Annotated in this window: 15 protein-coding genes; all 15 read right to left on the minus strand. The window is 54.1% G+C overall.

From position 1 onward, the window contains the following. Positions 1-7: 7 nt before the first annotated feature. Entirely contained in the window at positions 8-1561 is a 1554-nt protein-coding gene (locus ACI6NM_RS04695) for an ABC-F family ATP-binding cassette domain-containing protein (RefSeq protein ID WP_215653827.1), read from the minus strand. A 186-nt stretch (positions 1562-1747) separates the two neighbouring features. Then, entirely contained in the window at positions 1748-3202 is a 1455-nt protein-coding gene (gene guaB / locus ACI6NM_RS04700) for an IMP dehydrogenase (protein ID WP_022273780.1), read from the minus strand. 127 nt (positions 3203-3329) lie between these two features. Beyond that, on the minus strand, positions 3330-4430 hold the full coding sequence (locus tag ACI6NM_RS04705) for a pyridoxal phosphate-dependent aminotransferase (protein WP_262428069.1): 1101 nt from the start codon (positions 4428-4430) through the stop codon (positions 3330-3332). Then, entirely contained in the window at positions 4431-5459 is a 1029-nt protein-coding gene (locus ACI6NM_RS04710) for a bifunctional adenosylcobinamide kinase/adenosylcobinamide-phosphate guanylyltransferase (protein ID WP_262428070.1), read from the minus strand. A 4-nt stretch (positions 5460-5463) separates the two neighbouring features. Next, positions 5464-6573, minus strand: coding sequence for a cobalt-precorrin 5A hydrolase (locus ACI6NM_RS04715; protein WP_215653833.1), 1110 nt, complete (start codon positions 6571-6573; stop codon positions 5464-5466). Positions 6574-6602: 29 nt separating this feature from the next. Next, complete coding sequence (locus ACI6NM_RS04720; RefSeq protein ID WP_262428071.1) at positions 6603-6845, minus strand: alpha/beta-type small acid-soluble spore protein; 243 nt, start codon at positions 6843-6845, stop codon at positions 6603-6605. Between the two features lie 238 nt (positions 6846-7083). Beyond that, on the minus strand, positions 7084-7272 hold the full coding sequence (locus tag ACI6NM_RS04725; protein WP_022273776.1) for a PspC domain-containing protein: 189 nt from the start codon (positions 7270-7272) through the stop codon (positions 7084-7086). Between the two features lie 29 nt (positions 7273-7301). Further along, positions 7302-8258 (minus strand): DUF4097 family beta strand repeat-containing protein, encoded by a 957-nt coding sequence (locus ACI6NM_RS04730; protein WP_262428072.1) that lies wholly within the window; start codon positions 8256-8258, stop codon positions 7302-7304. Further along, positions 8255-9067, minus strand: a complete 813-nt coding sequence (locus tag ACI6NM_RS04735; RefSeq protein ID WP_262428073.1) for a DUF1700 domain-containing protein — start codon at positions 9065-9067, stop codon at positions 8255-8257. The genes ACI6NM_RS04730 and ACI6NM_RS04735 overlap by 4 nt, the downstream gene beginning before the upstream one ends. Beyond that, positions 9064-9384: a PadR family transcriptional regulator gene (locus ACI6NM_RS04740; protein WP_022273773.1), complete on the minus strand. Its 321-nt coding sequence runs from the start codon at positions 9382-9384 to the stop codon at positions 9064-9066. The genes ACI6NM_RS04735 and ACI6NM_RS04740 overlap by 4 nt, the downstream gene beginning before the upstream one ends. A 270-nt stretch (positions 9385-9654) precedes the next feature. Then, the gene (locus ACI6NM_RS04745) at positions 9655-10569 is read right to left on the minus strand and encodes an N-acetylmuramoyl-L-alanine amidase family protein (protein ID WP_022273772.1); all 915 of its coding nucleotides are present in this window, start codon (positions 10567-10569) and stop codon (positions 9655-9657) included. Between the two features lie 98 nt (positions 10570-10667). Beyond that, on the minus strand, positions 10668-10829 hold the full coding sequence (locus tag ACI6NM_RS04750) for a hypothetical protein (protein WP_215653838.1): 162 nt from the start codon (positions 10827-10829) through the stop codon (positions 10668-10670). Positions 10830-11194: 365 nt separating this feature from the next. Further along, on the minus strand, positions 11195-12277 hold the full coding sequence (rpsA, locus tag ACI6NM_RS04755; protein ID WP_262428074.1) for a 30S ribosomal protein S1: 1083 nt from the start codon (positions 12275-12277) through the stop codon (positions 11195-11197). Next, a complete protein-coding gene (gene ispH, locus ACI6NM_RS04760) occupies positions 12258-13109 on the minus strand; it encodes a 4-hydroxy-3-methylbut-2-enyl diphosphate reductase (RefSeq protein ID WP_158359572.1) in 852 nt (283 codons plus the stop codon). The genes rpsA and ispH overlap by 20 nt, the downstream gene beginning before the upstream one ends. Continuing rightward, a complete protein-coding gene (gene cmk / locus ACI6NM_RS04765) occupies positions 13106-13795 on the minus strand; it encodes a (d)CMP kinase (RefSeq protein ID WP_215653841.1) in 690 nt (229 codons plus the stop codon). The genes ispH and cmk overlap by 4 nt, the downstream gene beginning before the upstream one ends. Positions 13796-13835 lie beyond the last annotated feature (40 nt).

Here is a 13835-nt window from a genome sequence, read left to right on the forward strand (position 1 = left end):
CCTGCTCCTAAATCTTTAAGGAATATTCACCCAGGTTCCAGACCTTTGATACCAGTCCATCGTAAAACTCCGGCTCATGGCAGATCAGGAGCACAGCTCCCTTATATTCCTTTAAAGCACGCTTTAATTCCTCTTTGGCGTCCACGTCCAGATGGTTGGTGGGCTCGTCCAGAAGAAGGATGTTGGTCTCCCGGTTGATGAGCTTGCAGAGGCGCACCTTGGCCTGCTCTCCGCCGGAAAGCACACGCACCTGGCTTTCAATATTTTTTGTGGTAAGGCCGCATTTTGCCAGAGCCGACCGTACCTCATACTGGGTGTAGGAGGGGAACTCCTTCCAGATCTCCTCAATGCAGGTGGTGGTATTTCCCGGAGCCATCTCCTGCTCAAAATATCCGATGGACAGATAATCCCCCAGCTCCACAGAGCCGGAAAGAGCCGGGATCAGTCCCAGGATACTCTTTAAGAAGGTGGTCTTTCCGATTCCGTTGGCTCCGATGACTGCGATCTTTTCGCCCCGTTCCATGGAAAAATCCAGGGGCTTTGACAAGGGCTCGTCGTAGCCGATGACCAGGTCCTTTGTCTCAAAAATGATCTTTCCTGCTGCCCTGGCATTTAAGAAATGGAATTCTGGCTTGGGCTTTTCCTTTACCAGCTCGATGACCTCCATCTTATCCAGCTTTTTCTGCCTGGACATGGCCATATTCCGGGTGGACACCCGCGCCTTGTTTCTGGCCACAAAGTCCTGGAGCTCGGCGATCTCCTGCTGCTGCCGCTTATAGGCGGCCTCCAGCTGGCTCTTCTTCATCTCGTACACCTCTAAGAATTTATCATAATCGCCCACATACCGGTCCAGCTTCTGGTTTTCCATATGATAGATCAGATTTACCACGCTGTTTAAAAATGGAATGTCGTGGGAGATCAGGATAAAAGCATTTTCATACTCCTGGAGATACCGCTTCAGCCATTCGATATGCTGGGCGTCCAGGTAGTTGGTGGGCTCGTCCAGAAGAAGGATGTCCGGCTTCTCCAAAAGCAGCTTTCCCAGGAGCACCTTGGTCCTCTGGCCTCCGGAAAGCTCGTCCACGTCCTTATCCAGTCCGATCTCATCCAGGCCAAAGGCCCGGCCGATCTCCTCCACCTTGGAGTCGATGATATAAAAGTCATGGGCCATCAGAAGGTCCTGGATGGTCCCCAGCTCCTCCATCATGGAATTCATCTCCTCCCCGGAAGCCTCTCCCATATGGTCGCAGATCTGGTTCATCTTTTCTTCCATCTCAAATAAAAAGGAAAAGGCGCTCTTTAACACCTCCCGGATGGTCATTCCCTTTTCCAGGACCGTATGCTGGTCCAGGTATCCCACACGGACGTTTTTCGCCCACTCCACCTTTCCTTCATCCGGCATCAGCTTATCGGTGATGATGCTCATGAAGGTGGATTTCCCCTCTCCGTTGGCCCCGATGAGGCCGATGTGCTCGCCCTTTAAAAGCCGGAACGACACATCCGTAAAAATGGCCCGGTCTCCGAAGCCATGGCTTAAGTGCTCTACGTTTAATATACTCATCTGAAAACTCCTTGTTCAATATTCCTCTTATATAAAAGATCCGCGCAGACCGCGCACGCCCTCCATTTTACACGAAGGGCCGGAGGAAAGCAAGAGGCGGTTTCTGCGCTATAAAAAGAGAGCACGGCAGCTTCCGTGCCATGCTCTCTGTAACCGTTTTTATATCGAAGATCCAGCGCTTCCCCATCAGCCGTCGATGCTGTAATTGGGAGCTTCTTTTGTGATGTGGATATCATGGGGATGGCTCTCACGGAGGGCAGCAGCCGAAATCTTCACAAACTGGCTGTTCTCCTGGAGCTCCTTGATGTTGTGGGCGCCGCAGTAGCCCATACCGGCCCTTAAGCCGCCTAACATCTGGAACACCGTATCCTCCACATAGCCCTTGTAGGCCACACGGCCTTCCACGCCCTCCGGCACCAGCTTTTTGGCGTCGGACTGGAAGTAGCGGTCCTTGCTGCCGTTTTCCATGGCGGCAATGGAGCCCATTCCGCGGTATACCTTATATTTTCTTCCCTGGTAAAGCTCGAAGGTTCCCGGGCTCTCGTCGCAGCCTGCGAACATACTTCCCATCATGCAGACGCTTCCACCGGCAGCCAGAGCCTTTGTCACATCTCCGGAGTACTTGATGCCGCCGTCTGCGATGATCGGGATCCCGTATTCCCTTGCAACCTCATAGCAGTCCATAACGGCAGATACCTGGGGAACGCCGATACCGGCAACCACACGGGTGGTACAGATGGAACCAGGTCCGATCCCGACCTTGACAGCGTCCACACCGGCCTCGATCAGAGCCTTTGTGGCAGCGCCTGTGGCCACGTTTCCGGCGATCACCTGTACCTCCGGGAATTTCTCCTTGATCATCTTCACGCAGCGGATCACGTTGGCAGAATGACCATGGGCAGAGTCTAATACGATCACGTCCACCTTGGCGTTCACAAGGGCCTCCACGCGTTCCAGCACGTTGGCGGTGATTCCCACGGCAGCGCCGCAGAGCAGTCTTCCGTGTGCATCCTTAGCGGAATTGGGGTATTTGATCTGCTTCTCAATATCCTTAATGGTGATAAGTCCCTTTAAATTAAAGTCATCGTCCACGATGGGCAGCTTCTCCACCCTTGCTTTGGCAAGGATCTTCTTGGCCTCCATCATGGTGATTCCCTCTTTGGCTGTGACCAGGTTTTCAGAGGTCATGCATTCCTTGATCTTCTTGGAAAAATCCTCTTCAAATTTCAGGTCGCGGTTGGTGATGATGCCGACTAATCTTTTACCCTCTGTGATCGGAACGCCGGAGATCCGGAATTTTCCCATCAGCTCGTCTGCATCCTTTAATGTATGTTCCGGGGATAAATAAAATGGGTCTGTGATTACTCCGTTCTCTGAACGCTTAACCTTGTCAACCTCTTCGGCCTGCGCTTCGATTGACATGTTTTTGTGAATGATCCCGATACCGCCCTGTCTTGCCATTGCAATGGCCATGCGGTGTTCTGTTACCGTATCCATTCCCGCACTCATAAAAGGAATGTTCAGTTTGACTTTCTTAGTCAGGTACGTGGATACGTCAACCTGATTGGGAATTACTTCTGAATATGCCGGCACCAGCAGCACATCGTCAAATGTAATGCCTTCTCCAATGATCTTACCCATTCTAAGGTTCCCTCTCTTTCTTAAGTTTCGCTGGAATTTATCTGTTCCTTTTAGCTATTTCATAGAGTATATCAGTTTTGTATCTTTTGTGCAACAGGGGATTTATACTATTTTTTTGGTTCTTTTATTACCTCTTCTTATATATTTCTCCCAAATTCTCCAGAAAAGCCCTGTTTTCTTCCCTTTTTTTCACACAGATCCGATAATGATCCCCGGAAAGTCCCTGGTAATCGCCGCATCTGCGGATCAGGATCCCGCGGGATAAAAGGGACTCATAAAGCTCTCCCCCGTCCCCTCTGTCTGTCCTCTTAAATAAAAGGAAATTGGCCTCCGAAGGAAATACATAAAAGCCCAGCCTTTGCAGGCCTTCCCTTAAATATTCCCGCTCCCGGCTTATGAGCTTCCGGGCTTCCCGGAGGTAGGGCTCCCGCTCTGCTCCAAAGGCCGCGCACCCGGCCTCCTGGGCCGGTATGGACACGTTCCAGGGCTGGCTCTGGCTCTGCATCTTAAGCCGCAGCTCTCCGTCTGCCAGGAATCCGTACCCCAGGCGGAGTCCTGCCATGGCAAAGGATTTGGTAAACGCCTTCAGTAAAAAAATATTCTTTTCTCCTTCCCGCACCAGATCCAGTACCGAATCCCTCTCATCCTCCTCCGCCAGATCCAGGAAGCACTCGTCCACCACTGCAAGGATCCCCTGAACGGTGCAGAACTCCAGGATCCGGCGGATCTCCTCTCCCGGCGTCAGCCTTCCGGTCGGATTGGCCGGATTGCACAAAAAGATCATATCCGGCCTGGCGCTCTTTAAAAAATCCAGATACCGGTCTGCCGGAAGAGAAAAATCATCCTCCTCCTTCAATGGAAAAAACAGGACCTCCGCCCCCACAGATGAAAGAGCCGCTTCATACTCTGTAAACGACGGAGCCGTCAAAACAGCCCGCCTGGGAGATACGGCCCGGACGATCCCGAAGATCAGCTCCGCAGCCCCGTTTCCAAACACAAGGGTTTCCTCCTGCACGCCGTAAAATCCGGCTGCCAGCCTCCGGAGCCTCCTGCACCGGCTGTCCGGATAGCGGGCGCTTTCCTCCACCCCGTCCATGGCCGCCTGTTTGATAAAATCCGGCATTCCCAGTGGATTGATGTTAATGGAAAAATCCATCCGTATTTTTTCGTTCCTGTACACATCCCCGCCATGGGTGTACGCCTTTTCCCACTGGCTTCCCTGTTCCATTTACCGCTCACCGCCCTTCAGTACCTGGGCCAGGCCGCCTGTGACCCGGTATACGTCCCTGGAACAGGCCGCCAGGGTCTGGGCCGCCTCTCCGGCCAGGTCCCTCCACAGCCGCTCCTCCCGGCCCACAGGCACGATCCCGCAGCCGATCTCATCCATGACCGCCACAGCTCCGGGATTCTCCTTTATAAGCCGGTCCAGGAATTCCTGCAGCCGTTCTCTGGCTTCTCCGTCCTCAAGGCCCGCAAACCGGCGCACATAGTCCTGGACGTTCACCACCAGCTTCCGGCTGTACGCAGCCTCAAACGGATCCGCGGCTCCGTCCGCCGTTTCATACTCCAAAACGCCCTCCCGGGCCAGGAGCTGCTCTGCAAAGTCCCTTTTTCCCTGGAATGCGCCGCCTGTGATAAATTTCATATGTAGACTCTCTTTTCCCTCTTTATTCTGTCCGGCTGCCAGTTCTGTCCCGGCCGCCCCTGTCTGCTCCTTCTTTCCCTTCAGCTGCACCGGGATCCCGCAGACCACCTCCCAGACCTCTCCGGCCATGGAAAACAGCTCCCGGTTCAGTCTTCCCATGAGCCGCTGGTACGCTGCCGTTTCCTCTTCTGTAAGCTTTATATCCCCAAAGACCTCATTGGTCACCACCACCAGATCCCGGGCCGCCTCTGCAAGCAGGCGGAGCCCTCTTAAGATCCGCTCTCCGGCCTGGGCCGCCCGGAGCTCTGCACAGCTTTCCATTCCCACATCCTCCCGGTACATCTCGTTGGCTGCCAGATTGGACATACATTCCACCAACACTGCCCCATCCTCCGGTACAAAAAGCTCTCCCAGGTCCACCGGACGCTCCGCTGTCTCAAATCCCTTTTTTTCCCGCATCTGTCTGTGTTTTTTCACCCGTGCCCGGCATTCGTCGTCCCATACGATCATGGTGGCAGCGTAGATCTTCCTTTTCGCCTCCGACTGTTCCAGAAGGGACTCCGCAAAGGACGATTTCCCGCTGGCCCCGGCTCCGGTCACAACCTTTATCATATTGTCATCTCTCCGATCCCTTAAATAATTCCGGTATAAAACATGCCGCCGCCACGGTCACTCCATCCCGGGCGTATTTTTTCATCAAGAGCCGGGTATCCTCCGATGCCTCCCGGCATGCGGCCACAGCCGCCCGCTCACAGACGCTTCCCACGCCCGTGACCTGTCTCACGAACTCTGACTCCGTAAACGCCCCGGGTACGGCGGCCAGCTCCTCTCCTGTGTACGTAAAAAACGGGACCCCCAGCTTTTCAGCAAGACTGCACAGCCCCGGCTCCCCGCTTTTTAAGTCGATGCTGGCCAGGCCGCAGACGGCTGAGGGGTCCAGCCCCTCTCTTTCCATGGCCTCCTCCGCCACAGACCAGATCTGCTCCATGGAGGTTCCCCGTTTACACCCGGTCCCCAGGACCACACACCTGGGCACCAGTCTTAAAGGCCCCGGTCCCTCCGGGCCTCTCCGATCCTTCCTCCATACGGTGATCCGGATGTTTTGCGGGCAGATCCGGTCCTTATAAAGCCCCTCCGGGACCGGTCCGGAAAACGGAAAGTCCGAAAACAGTCCCACCGGCTCCCCGGCCAGGACCGCCGCCGAGATCTCCTTTGCCAGCTTCATCTGGTCCAGGACCAGGCCATGCTCCTTTGCAAACACATCCACCGCAAACCGCCGGTTCACATCCGTGGCCGTCGTGAGCACTGCCTGGGCCGGGATCCCGCTTTTTGCGAGCCCCGCCGCCAGACGCTCCGCCAGCTCATTGGCCCCGCCCAGATGGCCCGACAGCAGGGGGATCACAAACCGTCCCTTCTCATCGGCTGCCAGAACCGCCGGATCCGTTTTTTTATCCCGGATATACGGAGCAATGGCCCTGACAGCAATGCCGCAGGCTCCGATAAAAATAAGGCCGTCCGAGTCTCCAAACCGTTCTCCGGCCCAGGCAGAAAGCCCGCCCTCCTTCACCGGGGAAAAGCTGATCTCATGATCCAGGGAGGCTGCCTGCATGGCGTACCTCCCCGAAACCCAGGGACAGGGACCATGGCCCTCTGCCTCCAGGAGCTTTACCAGCCGCTTTTCCATCTGAAACCCATTTTCTGTAAAGCAGATCAGAGCGATCTTCACCTTGTTTCCTCCATCCTGTGTCGTTCTGCCTATATTATAGGATCTTTCTTTTCATCTTTCAACGTCTGGTTTTTTCCTTTTTGTCCGGCCATCTCCCGTTTTTTTCTCGTGATCAGGCCTCCAATCCGGCCGCTTTCCTTGGCAGTCAGGCATCTCCACCCTCCGGCCACCACCTTATCCGCCAGACCAAGCTCTGCCGCGATCTCGAACTTCAGCATGTCCTCCGGCTTCAGATTGTTGGGATCCACCGGCTCCTGTTTCTTTTTTCCCATGGCTTCTGGTTCACCTCTTTTCCTTTTTCTTAGAAAAGTATTCCCAGAAACGGGAAGCTTATACAGAAGCCTTCCGGACCCGTATGCCTCCCGGAAGGCCAGGCACATATCCTTTTCAGAACGCGGCGCAGGCCATGGAAAAAGCCCTGCCCCGGAAACGCTCTCTGCGGCCGCTGAAAAAAACAGGGACCGGACGGCATGGCTCTGCCCCGGTCCCCATATATGTTCCGGCCGTTTTTTAATCCGGACGGCCGGGAATAATGATCGCTGCGATGATATAGGCAATGAGCCCCGGCCCGGTGAAGGTCAGGATCGCCCATAAAAGCCGCACCAGCGTTGGATCCACATTTAGGAATTCACCGATGCCGCCGCAGACTCCGCAGATCATCTTATCCGTATCCGATTTATACAACCGCCTCACATCCATGTTCCTCTCTCCTTTTATCTGGCTCCTGTTTACGGGGCCGCCGTATGCTGTACAGAAATGGTTCCCGATCCAGCCTCCAGATCCATGACCGACAGACTTCCGGCCGCCTCTTTCTTCTGATTTCCTTCCACTGTAAAGCCCGGGAATTCCACCGTCCCGTTTTCACATTCAATGTCATATCCGATCCCGCCTGGATCCATGGTTTCCGGAATCGAAATGGTAATGGAACCGGTCCGGCACTCGGCATCGATCTCCATATACCGTTCAGACTCCATTGCCCAAAGGATGGATCCGCTGCCCATGCACTCCAGATCCGCGCTCCGCCCGTCCTCCTGGGTAAAGACTGCGTTTCCCTCTGTCACAGACAGCTCCGCCTCCAGAACGCGGACGCCGTTTCCCTCCAGAGTCCCCTCCAGGATCTCCGCCTCAAATTCATCCAGCACCCAGGAGCCTGGAATAAAGATCTGGTAATCCTCCCCGTCTCCGGCCCACAGGGCAAGGACCGAATCCATTCCGTATTCCTGGAAACTGACGGCCTCCAGGCTTCCATTCCCGCTTTTGATGGTCAGGGCACTGATCTCATCCATCCGGAAGATCTCCACGCTCCCGCCCTGCTGCCGGATCTTAAGATCCGTGACCTCTGGATACCCGGCCTCAAAGCCTCCGTCTGTTCCCGGGGACTGCCAGGGCTCTCCTCCGGCAAAGGGCTCCGCGGACGGGCCGGCCTCCGGGTCCTGTCCCTCTGCCCGCGCCGTCTCCCAGCCTTCCGGAGCAGGATCCTGGTCCACGCGGACCAGATACTCCTCTGGATCCACTTCCCGCTCCACGATCCCGTCCAGCTCATCCAGATGATGAAGTCTTTTTCTTATGTGCCCGTTCAGATCCCCCATATCCGCTCCCAGCAGAAGAGACGCGGTGGTGATCCCGGCTCCGGCCAGGATCAGGGCTCCCCCGGCAATGATCCCATATTTAATGAATTTTTTCATACCCTTCTGATCTCCTTCCATTTACGTGAAATCCATGCTCCCGCCTTTTTCATGCTTCTCCATAAAAATGGGAGGAACATGGCCAGAATGGCGTATAAGAGCACCGCTCCCAGAAGTCCCACACCGATCCCGGCAATGGCGATCCCGAACATCAGTCCGCTGTCCAGAGGCGACGCCACCAGAAAAACGATCCCGGCCACCAGCAGGCATACGCCGGTGATAAACGCCGCAGCTGTCAGGCAGAGCACCACAGCAATGATCCCAAAGATCAGAGAAGCGATTCCCGTTATGGCCCCCAGCCCGGCACCCCCGATCCCAAGGATCACAGGAAAAGCGGCGATGATCAGAACGATCCATAAAACCAGCTTCAGCCCCTTACTGGTCCATGGCTTCTTTTCTTCGCGGACTGTTTCATAGGACGGGTCCTGGTATCCGCTGCCCCTCTGTGACGGCCCCGTCTGCCAGCCGTCCTTCTCATACCCGCGTCCGCTGCCGGAGCCGGCTGTATTTTCCCTCTCCTCCGGCAGATCCAGCCGCTTTGCCACCTGGTAGCCGGGATCCCGGAACCGTTCATCCTCATAGCCCCGGTCTGTAAAGGAGCCGCCGTCGTTTAAATTGCCTGCCAGGTCGGCCCGGATAATGGCCGCCACCCGTTCAGGGCTCCCAAAATCCTCAATGGCCGCCTCCTCATTGCCGCTCCCGGCCTCGGCCAGGTAATCCCTGTAATAAGCCAGGGCGTCCTCCCGGTCCTGGTCCGGGATGTCCTGGAGCAGATATTCCAGCTTATCAAAAAACTCTTCCTTCCTCATACATTTGCCTCCTCAAAGATCCGGGAAATATGTCCGGAATATACGGTCCATTCGCTCTTATACAGCTTTAACTGGGCCCGGCCCGTTTCTGTCAGCTTATAATATCTCCGGTTTCTTCCATCAAACGCCATATCATACGTTTCCAGGCAGTTTTCCTTCTGGAGTCTCCGCAGCACCGGATACAGTGTGGACTCCGATATATCGATGGCCTTTCTCACGTCCTGAGTGATCTTATAGCCGTAGGTCCCCTCCGCCTCTCTGGAGACCACTGCCAGCACGATCCCGTCCAGCAGAGCGGCTCCTGTGTTGAATACCATAGTCTTCCCTCCTAAAATATGCAGCTGCGTTCCAGAGCCGCGGCTTTGATCCATTCCGGCTCTCTTGTAATTCTACCGTCCGCAATATTATACGCTGTATATTATTGTAACAGTATTATATACCATATAATATTGTATGTCAACAAAATCTTTTTTCCGTGCCAAGCGCCTGCCCCCTGTTGTCCCCAGCGGAGCGTTTCCTCCCTTATGGGCCGCACATTTCTATGACAGAAAAAAGACGCCCCCTCCCAGGAGCGCCTTCTCTTTCTTCTATTTCTTTAAGGACAGAGCACCATTGGCATCAGGCACGAACTCCGCAGCCTCCGTCAGCATCCGGCCGTCGTCCTTTAAAAAATACGTCTTTCCGTCCACAGTTACAAATCCAGTGGCCATCCGGCCGCTTTCCGGGTCCAGGTAGTACCAGTCTGTTCCCTCACACAGCCATCCAGTCTTCTTCTGGCCCTGTTCATAATAGTACCAGCTCCCGGCTTCTTCCTTCCAGCCATGGAAGCCCAGTCCATCCGCATTTTCCTTTCCTGCGTCCTGGCCCTCTCCCTGGAAGATCACGATCTTCTCTGCTGCGGAGCCGTCCGTTCCATCGGTCCATAGCAGGATCGGAGTCCCCTTCTTGAGGTCTGTTGCAAATACCATGTTTCTGGTCAGATAGGGGAGCAGGACCGTGGAATCCGAAACCGTGTATTTCATCCCGCCGGCAGTTTCCAGGATATATGCAGCCTCTGTTCCATCTGCCTTATCCGGCTCCTGGGTCAGGGATTCCACCACTGCATAAACAGGAAAGCCGGAGTCTGCCGGAGCATCCGCCAGAACCAGAAGCCCGTTGGTGATGGGCGGCAGGCTTAAGGTCATGGCCGGTCCCGTATAGACCCGGACCGCCTCGCCATCGTCTAAGTTTTCCACAGAGACCGGGAACCCGTTGACGGCATCCAGGATCTTCGTGTCCTCAGAAAGGTTCACTACCACCTCCGTCATCCCGCCTTCCACACGGCGGTTGAGATGCAGTCTCCCATCCTCTGCGGAGATCACACTTCCGTCCATGCACACCATCCCGTCCAGCCGGCTTCCATTTTCCCCGGCTCCGCTGGTATCTGCCATTCCTGTGATCCCCATGGAAGCTGTAAACATTGCTGCGGCTGCAAGCACCGCCGCTCCATGTAATCGTTTCATATTCTCGTCCTCCATTCATTTCTGATCTGATACAGATATCTTACCATAGAGCATAAAAAAAATCCCACCGATTTTTCTTACGAATCCATTACGTGTTTTTATAGGGCCCTGGAAACTGTCCTTTTCTCCCATGACATGGCGTTATTCACCAGCCGGATCCCCTTCCAGTATAAGTGCGCCTCCATCCAGGGAAAGACCGTGATCCATCCGGAATTTACCACCTGCGGACTCTCCAGCTCATCACCACCTGCGAAGCCCATGAATCCTCCGTCTTCCTATTCCCCCCTCCCGTATCATAAAAAATAATGGGCATAAATGTATGTTTTTTCCCACAGTGCCCAAAAATCATAGGAAAACCCCGGGACTTCTCTGGATTTTCCTATGGATTGGGCATATATCTCCTTTTTCTCTGTGTATGCCCAAAAAGCACTGGAATTTTGGGCATAGCAGGAAAAAACTCCCTTCTATGCCCAGGCAACGAAGCCTGAGAGCCTAAGACAAGGGATCGGGCCGAGGCAAAGGAGAACCTTCCAAAAGAGCTTCACCAGACGCCGAAAAGGACGCGTGAAAAACTTATGTTCTTCACACGCCCTCTTCTATTCTGCACCGGATATTTGGCCGGTTTTTATTCCTCTGCTGCCTCTTCAGCCGGAGCCTCTGTCTCCAGAGCCTTCATGCTGAGGCTGATCTTTCTGTCTGCCTCGTTGAAGTCAACGATCTTAGCTGTGATCTCCTGACCGATGGAAAGTACGTCAGACGGTTTTGCAACGTGCTCTCTGGAGATCTGGGATACATGAAGGAGTGCGTCCACGCCTGCCTCCAGTTCAACGAATGCGCCGAAGTCTGTCATACGTGCCACACGGCCTGTTACCACGTTGCCTGCTGCATATTTCTCAGCAGCGTTTGCCCACGGATTTGTCTCCGGGAACTTCATGGACAGGGCGATCTTCTCACCGTTGATATCCTTGATCAGAGCTGTTACCTTCTCGCCTACCTTGAATACCTTCTTGGGGCTCTCAACTCTTCCCCAGGACATTTCGGAGATATGGAGTAAGCCGTCAGCACCGCCTAAGTCGATGAATGCGCCGAAGTCTGTCACGTTCTTAACGGTTCCTTCTACCTTCTGGCCAACAGCGATGCGCTCGAACAGAGCCTTCTGCATCTCAGCCTTCCTGGCAACGATGAGCTGCTTGCGGTCGCCGATGACTCTTCTTCTCTTGGGATTGAACTCAGTGATCACGAACTCGATCTCCTGGTCTGCGTACTTGGAAAGATCCTTTTCGTATACGTCAGATACAAGGCTTGCAGGAATAAAGATCCTTGCCTCGTCCACGATCACGCTTAAGCCGCCGTCCAGAACCTGGGATACCTTTGCAGTAAGAACCTCATGGTTCTCAAAGGCCTCTTCCAGTCTCTTATTTCCTCTGTCGGCTGCCAGTCTCTTATAGGAAAGTGCAACCTGGCCCTCGCCGTCGTTTACTTTAACGACCTTGGCCTCCATCTCGTCGCCTACCTGTACAAGATTTCTTAAGTCCACGTTGGGCTCGTTGGTGTATTCACTGCGGGTAATGATGCCGTCGGATTTGTAACCGATGTTCAAAACGATCTCATCTTCTTTAACGTCGATGACTTTACCAGTGACAACCTCTCCTGTACGTATTGTTTTTAATGATTCTTCTAACATTTGTTCAAAACTTAACTCTGACATTAGTATGAACCTCCTCGATAATATTATTCGGGGTTGAAGCCCCTGCTGTAATACCTACGTTGCACGCAGAACTTATACATTCAGGATTTAAGTCGTCCAGGGTCTGGATGTAATACGTTTTGTTACATTCTCGCCGGCAGATCTCATACAGCTTCTGGGTATTGGAGCTGTTTTTCCCTCCGATCACCAGCATCACGTCCACCTGAGAAGCGATCTCTTTCGCCTCTACCTGCCTTTCCTGTGTCGCATTGCAAATCGTATTTAAAACAAATATATCATAACGCGTTTTAGGAATTTTTTCAACTATATCTTGAAATTTCTTGTAATTAAATGTCGTCTGGGCCACCAGGCACAGGCGGCTGCCCTCCGGAAGCCCCAGTTTTTCAAAATCCTCCGCGTTTTCAATGACCTTCGTGTCCTGATTCCCCCAGCCCTTGATCCCAATGACCTCGGGGTGGGATTCGTCTCCCACGATGATCACCTGGCGTCCCTCTGCACACTGGCCGGCCACCACCCGGTGGATCTTCTTTACATAGGGACAGGTGGCGTCCACGATCTCCACCCCGTTCTTTTCCAGGATGTCGTAGATATGTTTTCCTACGCCATGGGAACGGATGACCACCACACAGTCCCGGACGCGATCCAGCTCCTCTTCTGAGCCGATGACCTCCACGCCTTTTTTCTTAAGATCCTTGACCACTTCCTCGTTGTGGATGATGGGACCGTATGTATAGATGGGTTTATCGGTCTTCTGGATCTGTTCGTAGACCTTCTCCACAGCCCTTTTTACGCCAAAGCAGAACCCGGCGGTCTTTGCAACGGTCACATTCATGGCCTTCCCCCCGCCTGGCCGTCGATTTTCTGGTCGATCAGCCTTCCGATGGCGTCCACCACCTGGTCCAGGGTCATATCGGAGGAATCCAGATAAACAGCGTCCTCCGCTTGCACCAGAGGAGAGTGTTCCCGGTGCATATCCCGGTGATCCCGGTCCAGGATGTCCTGCTCGATCTCCTTAAGATCACAGGCGATCCCCTTTTCTGTCAGCTCCCTGTACCGCCTTCTGGCCCGCACCAGGGAACTGGCTGTCAGATAGACCTTTACATCGGCCTCCGGCAGCACGCAGGTGCCGATGTCCCGGCCGTCCATGACCACATCCGACTTCCGGGCCATTTCTTTCTGGAGCTCCACCAGCTTTTCCCGGACAAAAAGATACCCTGAAGTGGCTGACGCCATGTTCCCCACCTCTTCTGTACGGATCAAGCCGGATACGTTCTCTCCGTTTAAAAACACCTGCTGGGCGCCGTTTTCATAGGCGATGGAGATGGAAACCTCCATGCAGGCTTTATTCACTGCTGCTTCATCGTTTTTATCAACGCCCTTCCTCAGAAAGTAAAGGGCCATGGTCCGGTACATGGCTCCGGTATCCACATAGATAAAATTTCTCTTTGCCGCCACTGCCTTCGCCACAGTGCTCTTTCCAGCTCCGGCAGGACCGTCGATGGCTACGTTAAAAGACATGTCTTCCTCCTTATCCCGCTCTTAAGCAGTTTCCGCCGTT

This window comes from Pilosibacter sp. YYHA0881 (assembly GCF_051602715.1).
GTDB lineage: Bacteria > Bacillota > Clostridia > Lachnospirales > Lachnospiraceae > Alitiscatomonas > Alitiscatomonas aceti.

Bases quoted from the DNA above. Each gene is read 5' to 3' on its own strand.
- ACI6NM_RS04695 (WP_215653827.1), bottom strand. From the start codon at position 1,561: ATGAGTATATTAAACGTAGAGCACTTAAGCCATGGCTTCGGAGACCGG.
- guaB (WP_022273780.1), bottom strand. From the start codon at position 3,202: ATGGGTAAGATCATTGGAGAAGGCATTACATTTGACGATGTGCTGCTG.
- ACI6NM_RS04705 (WP_262428069.1), bottom strand. From the start codon at position 4,430: ATGGAACAGGGAAGCCAGTGGGAAAAGGCGTACACCCATGGCGGGGAT.
- ACI6NM_RS04710 (WP_262428070.1), bottom strand. From the start codon at position 5,459: ATGATAAAGGTTGTGACCGGAGCCGGGGCCAGCGGGAAATCGTCCTTT.
- ACI6NM_RS04720 (WP_262428071.1), bottom strand. From the start codon at position 6,845: ATGGGAAAAAAGAAACAGGAGCCGGTGGATCCCAACAATCTGAAGCCG.
- ACI6NM_RS04725 (WP_022273776.1), bottom strand. From the start codon at position 7,272: ATGGATGTGAGGCGGTTGTATAAATCGGATACGGATAAGATGATCTGC.
- ACI6NM_RS04730 (WP_262428072.1), bottom strand. From the start codon at position 8,258: ATGAAAAAATTCATTAAATATGGGATCATTGCCGGGGGAGCCCTGATC.
- ACI6NM_RS04735 (WP_262428073.1), bottom strand. From the start codon at position 9,067: ATGAGGAAGGAAGAGTTTTTTGATAAGCTGGAATATCTGCTCCAGGAC.
- ACI6NM_RS04740 (WP_022273773.1), bottom strand. From the start codon at position 9,384: ATGGTATTCAACACAGGAGCCGCTCTGCTGGACGGGATCGTGCTGGCA.
- ACI6NM_RS04745 (WP_022273772.1), bottom strand. From the start codon at position 10,569: ATGAAACGATTACATGGAGCGGCGGTGCTTGCAGCCGCAGCAATGTTT.
- ACI6NM_RS04750 (WP_215653838.1), bottom strand. From the start codon at position 10,829: ATGGGCTTCGCAGGTGGTGATGAGCTGGAGAGTCCGCAGGTGGTAAAT.
- rpsA (WP_262428074.1), bottom strand. From the start codon at position 12,277: ATGTCAGAGTTAAGTTTTGAACAAATGTTAGAAGAATCATTAAAAACA.
- ispH (WP_158359572.1), bottom strand. From the start codon at position 13,109: ATGAATGTGACCGTTGCAAAGACCGCCGGGTTCTGCTTTGGCGTAAAA.
- cmk (WP_215653841.1), bottom strand. From the start codon at position 13,795: ATGTCTTTTAACGTAGCCATCGACGGTCCTGCCGGAGCTGGAAAGAGC.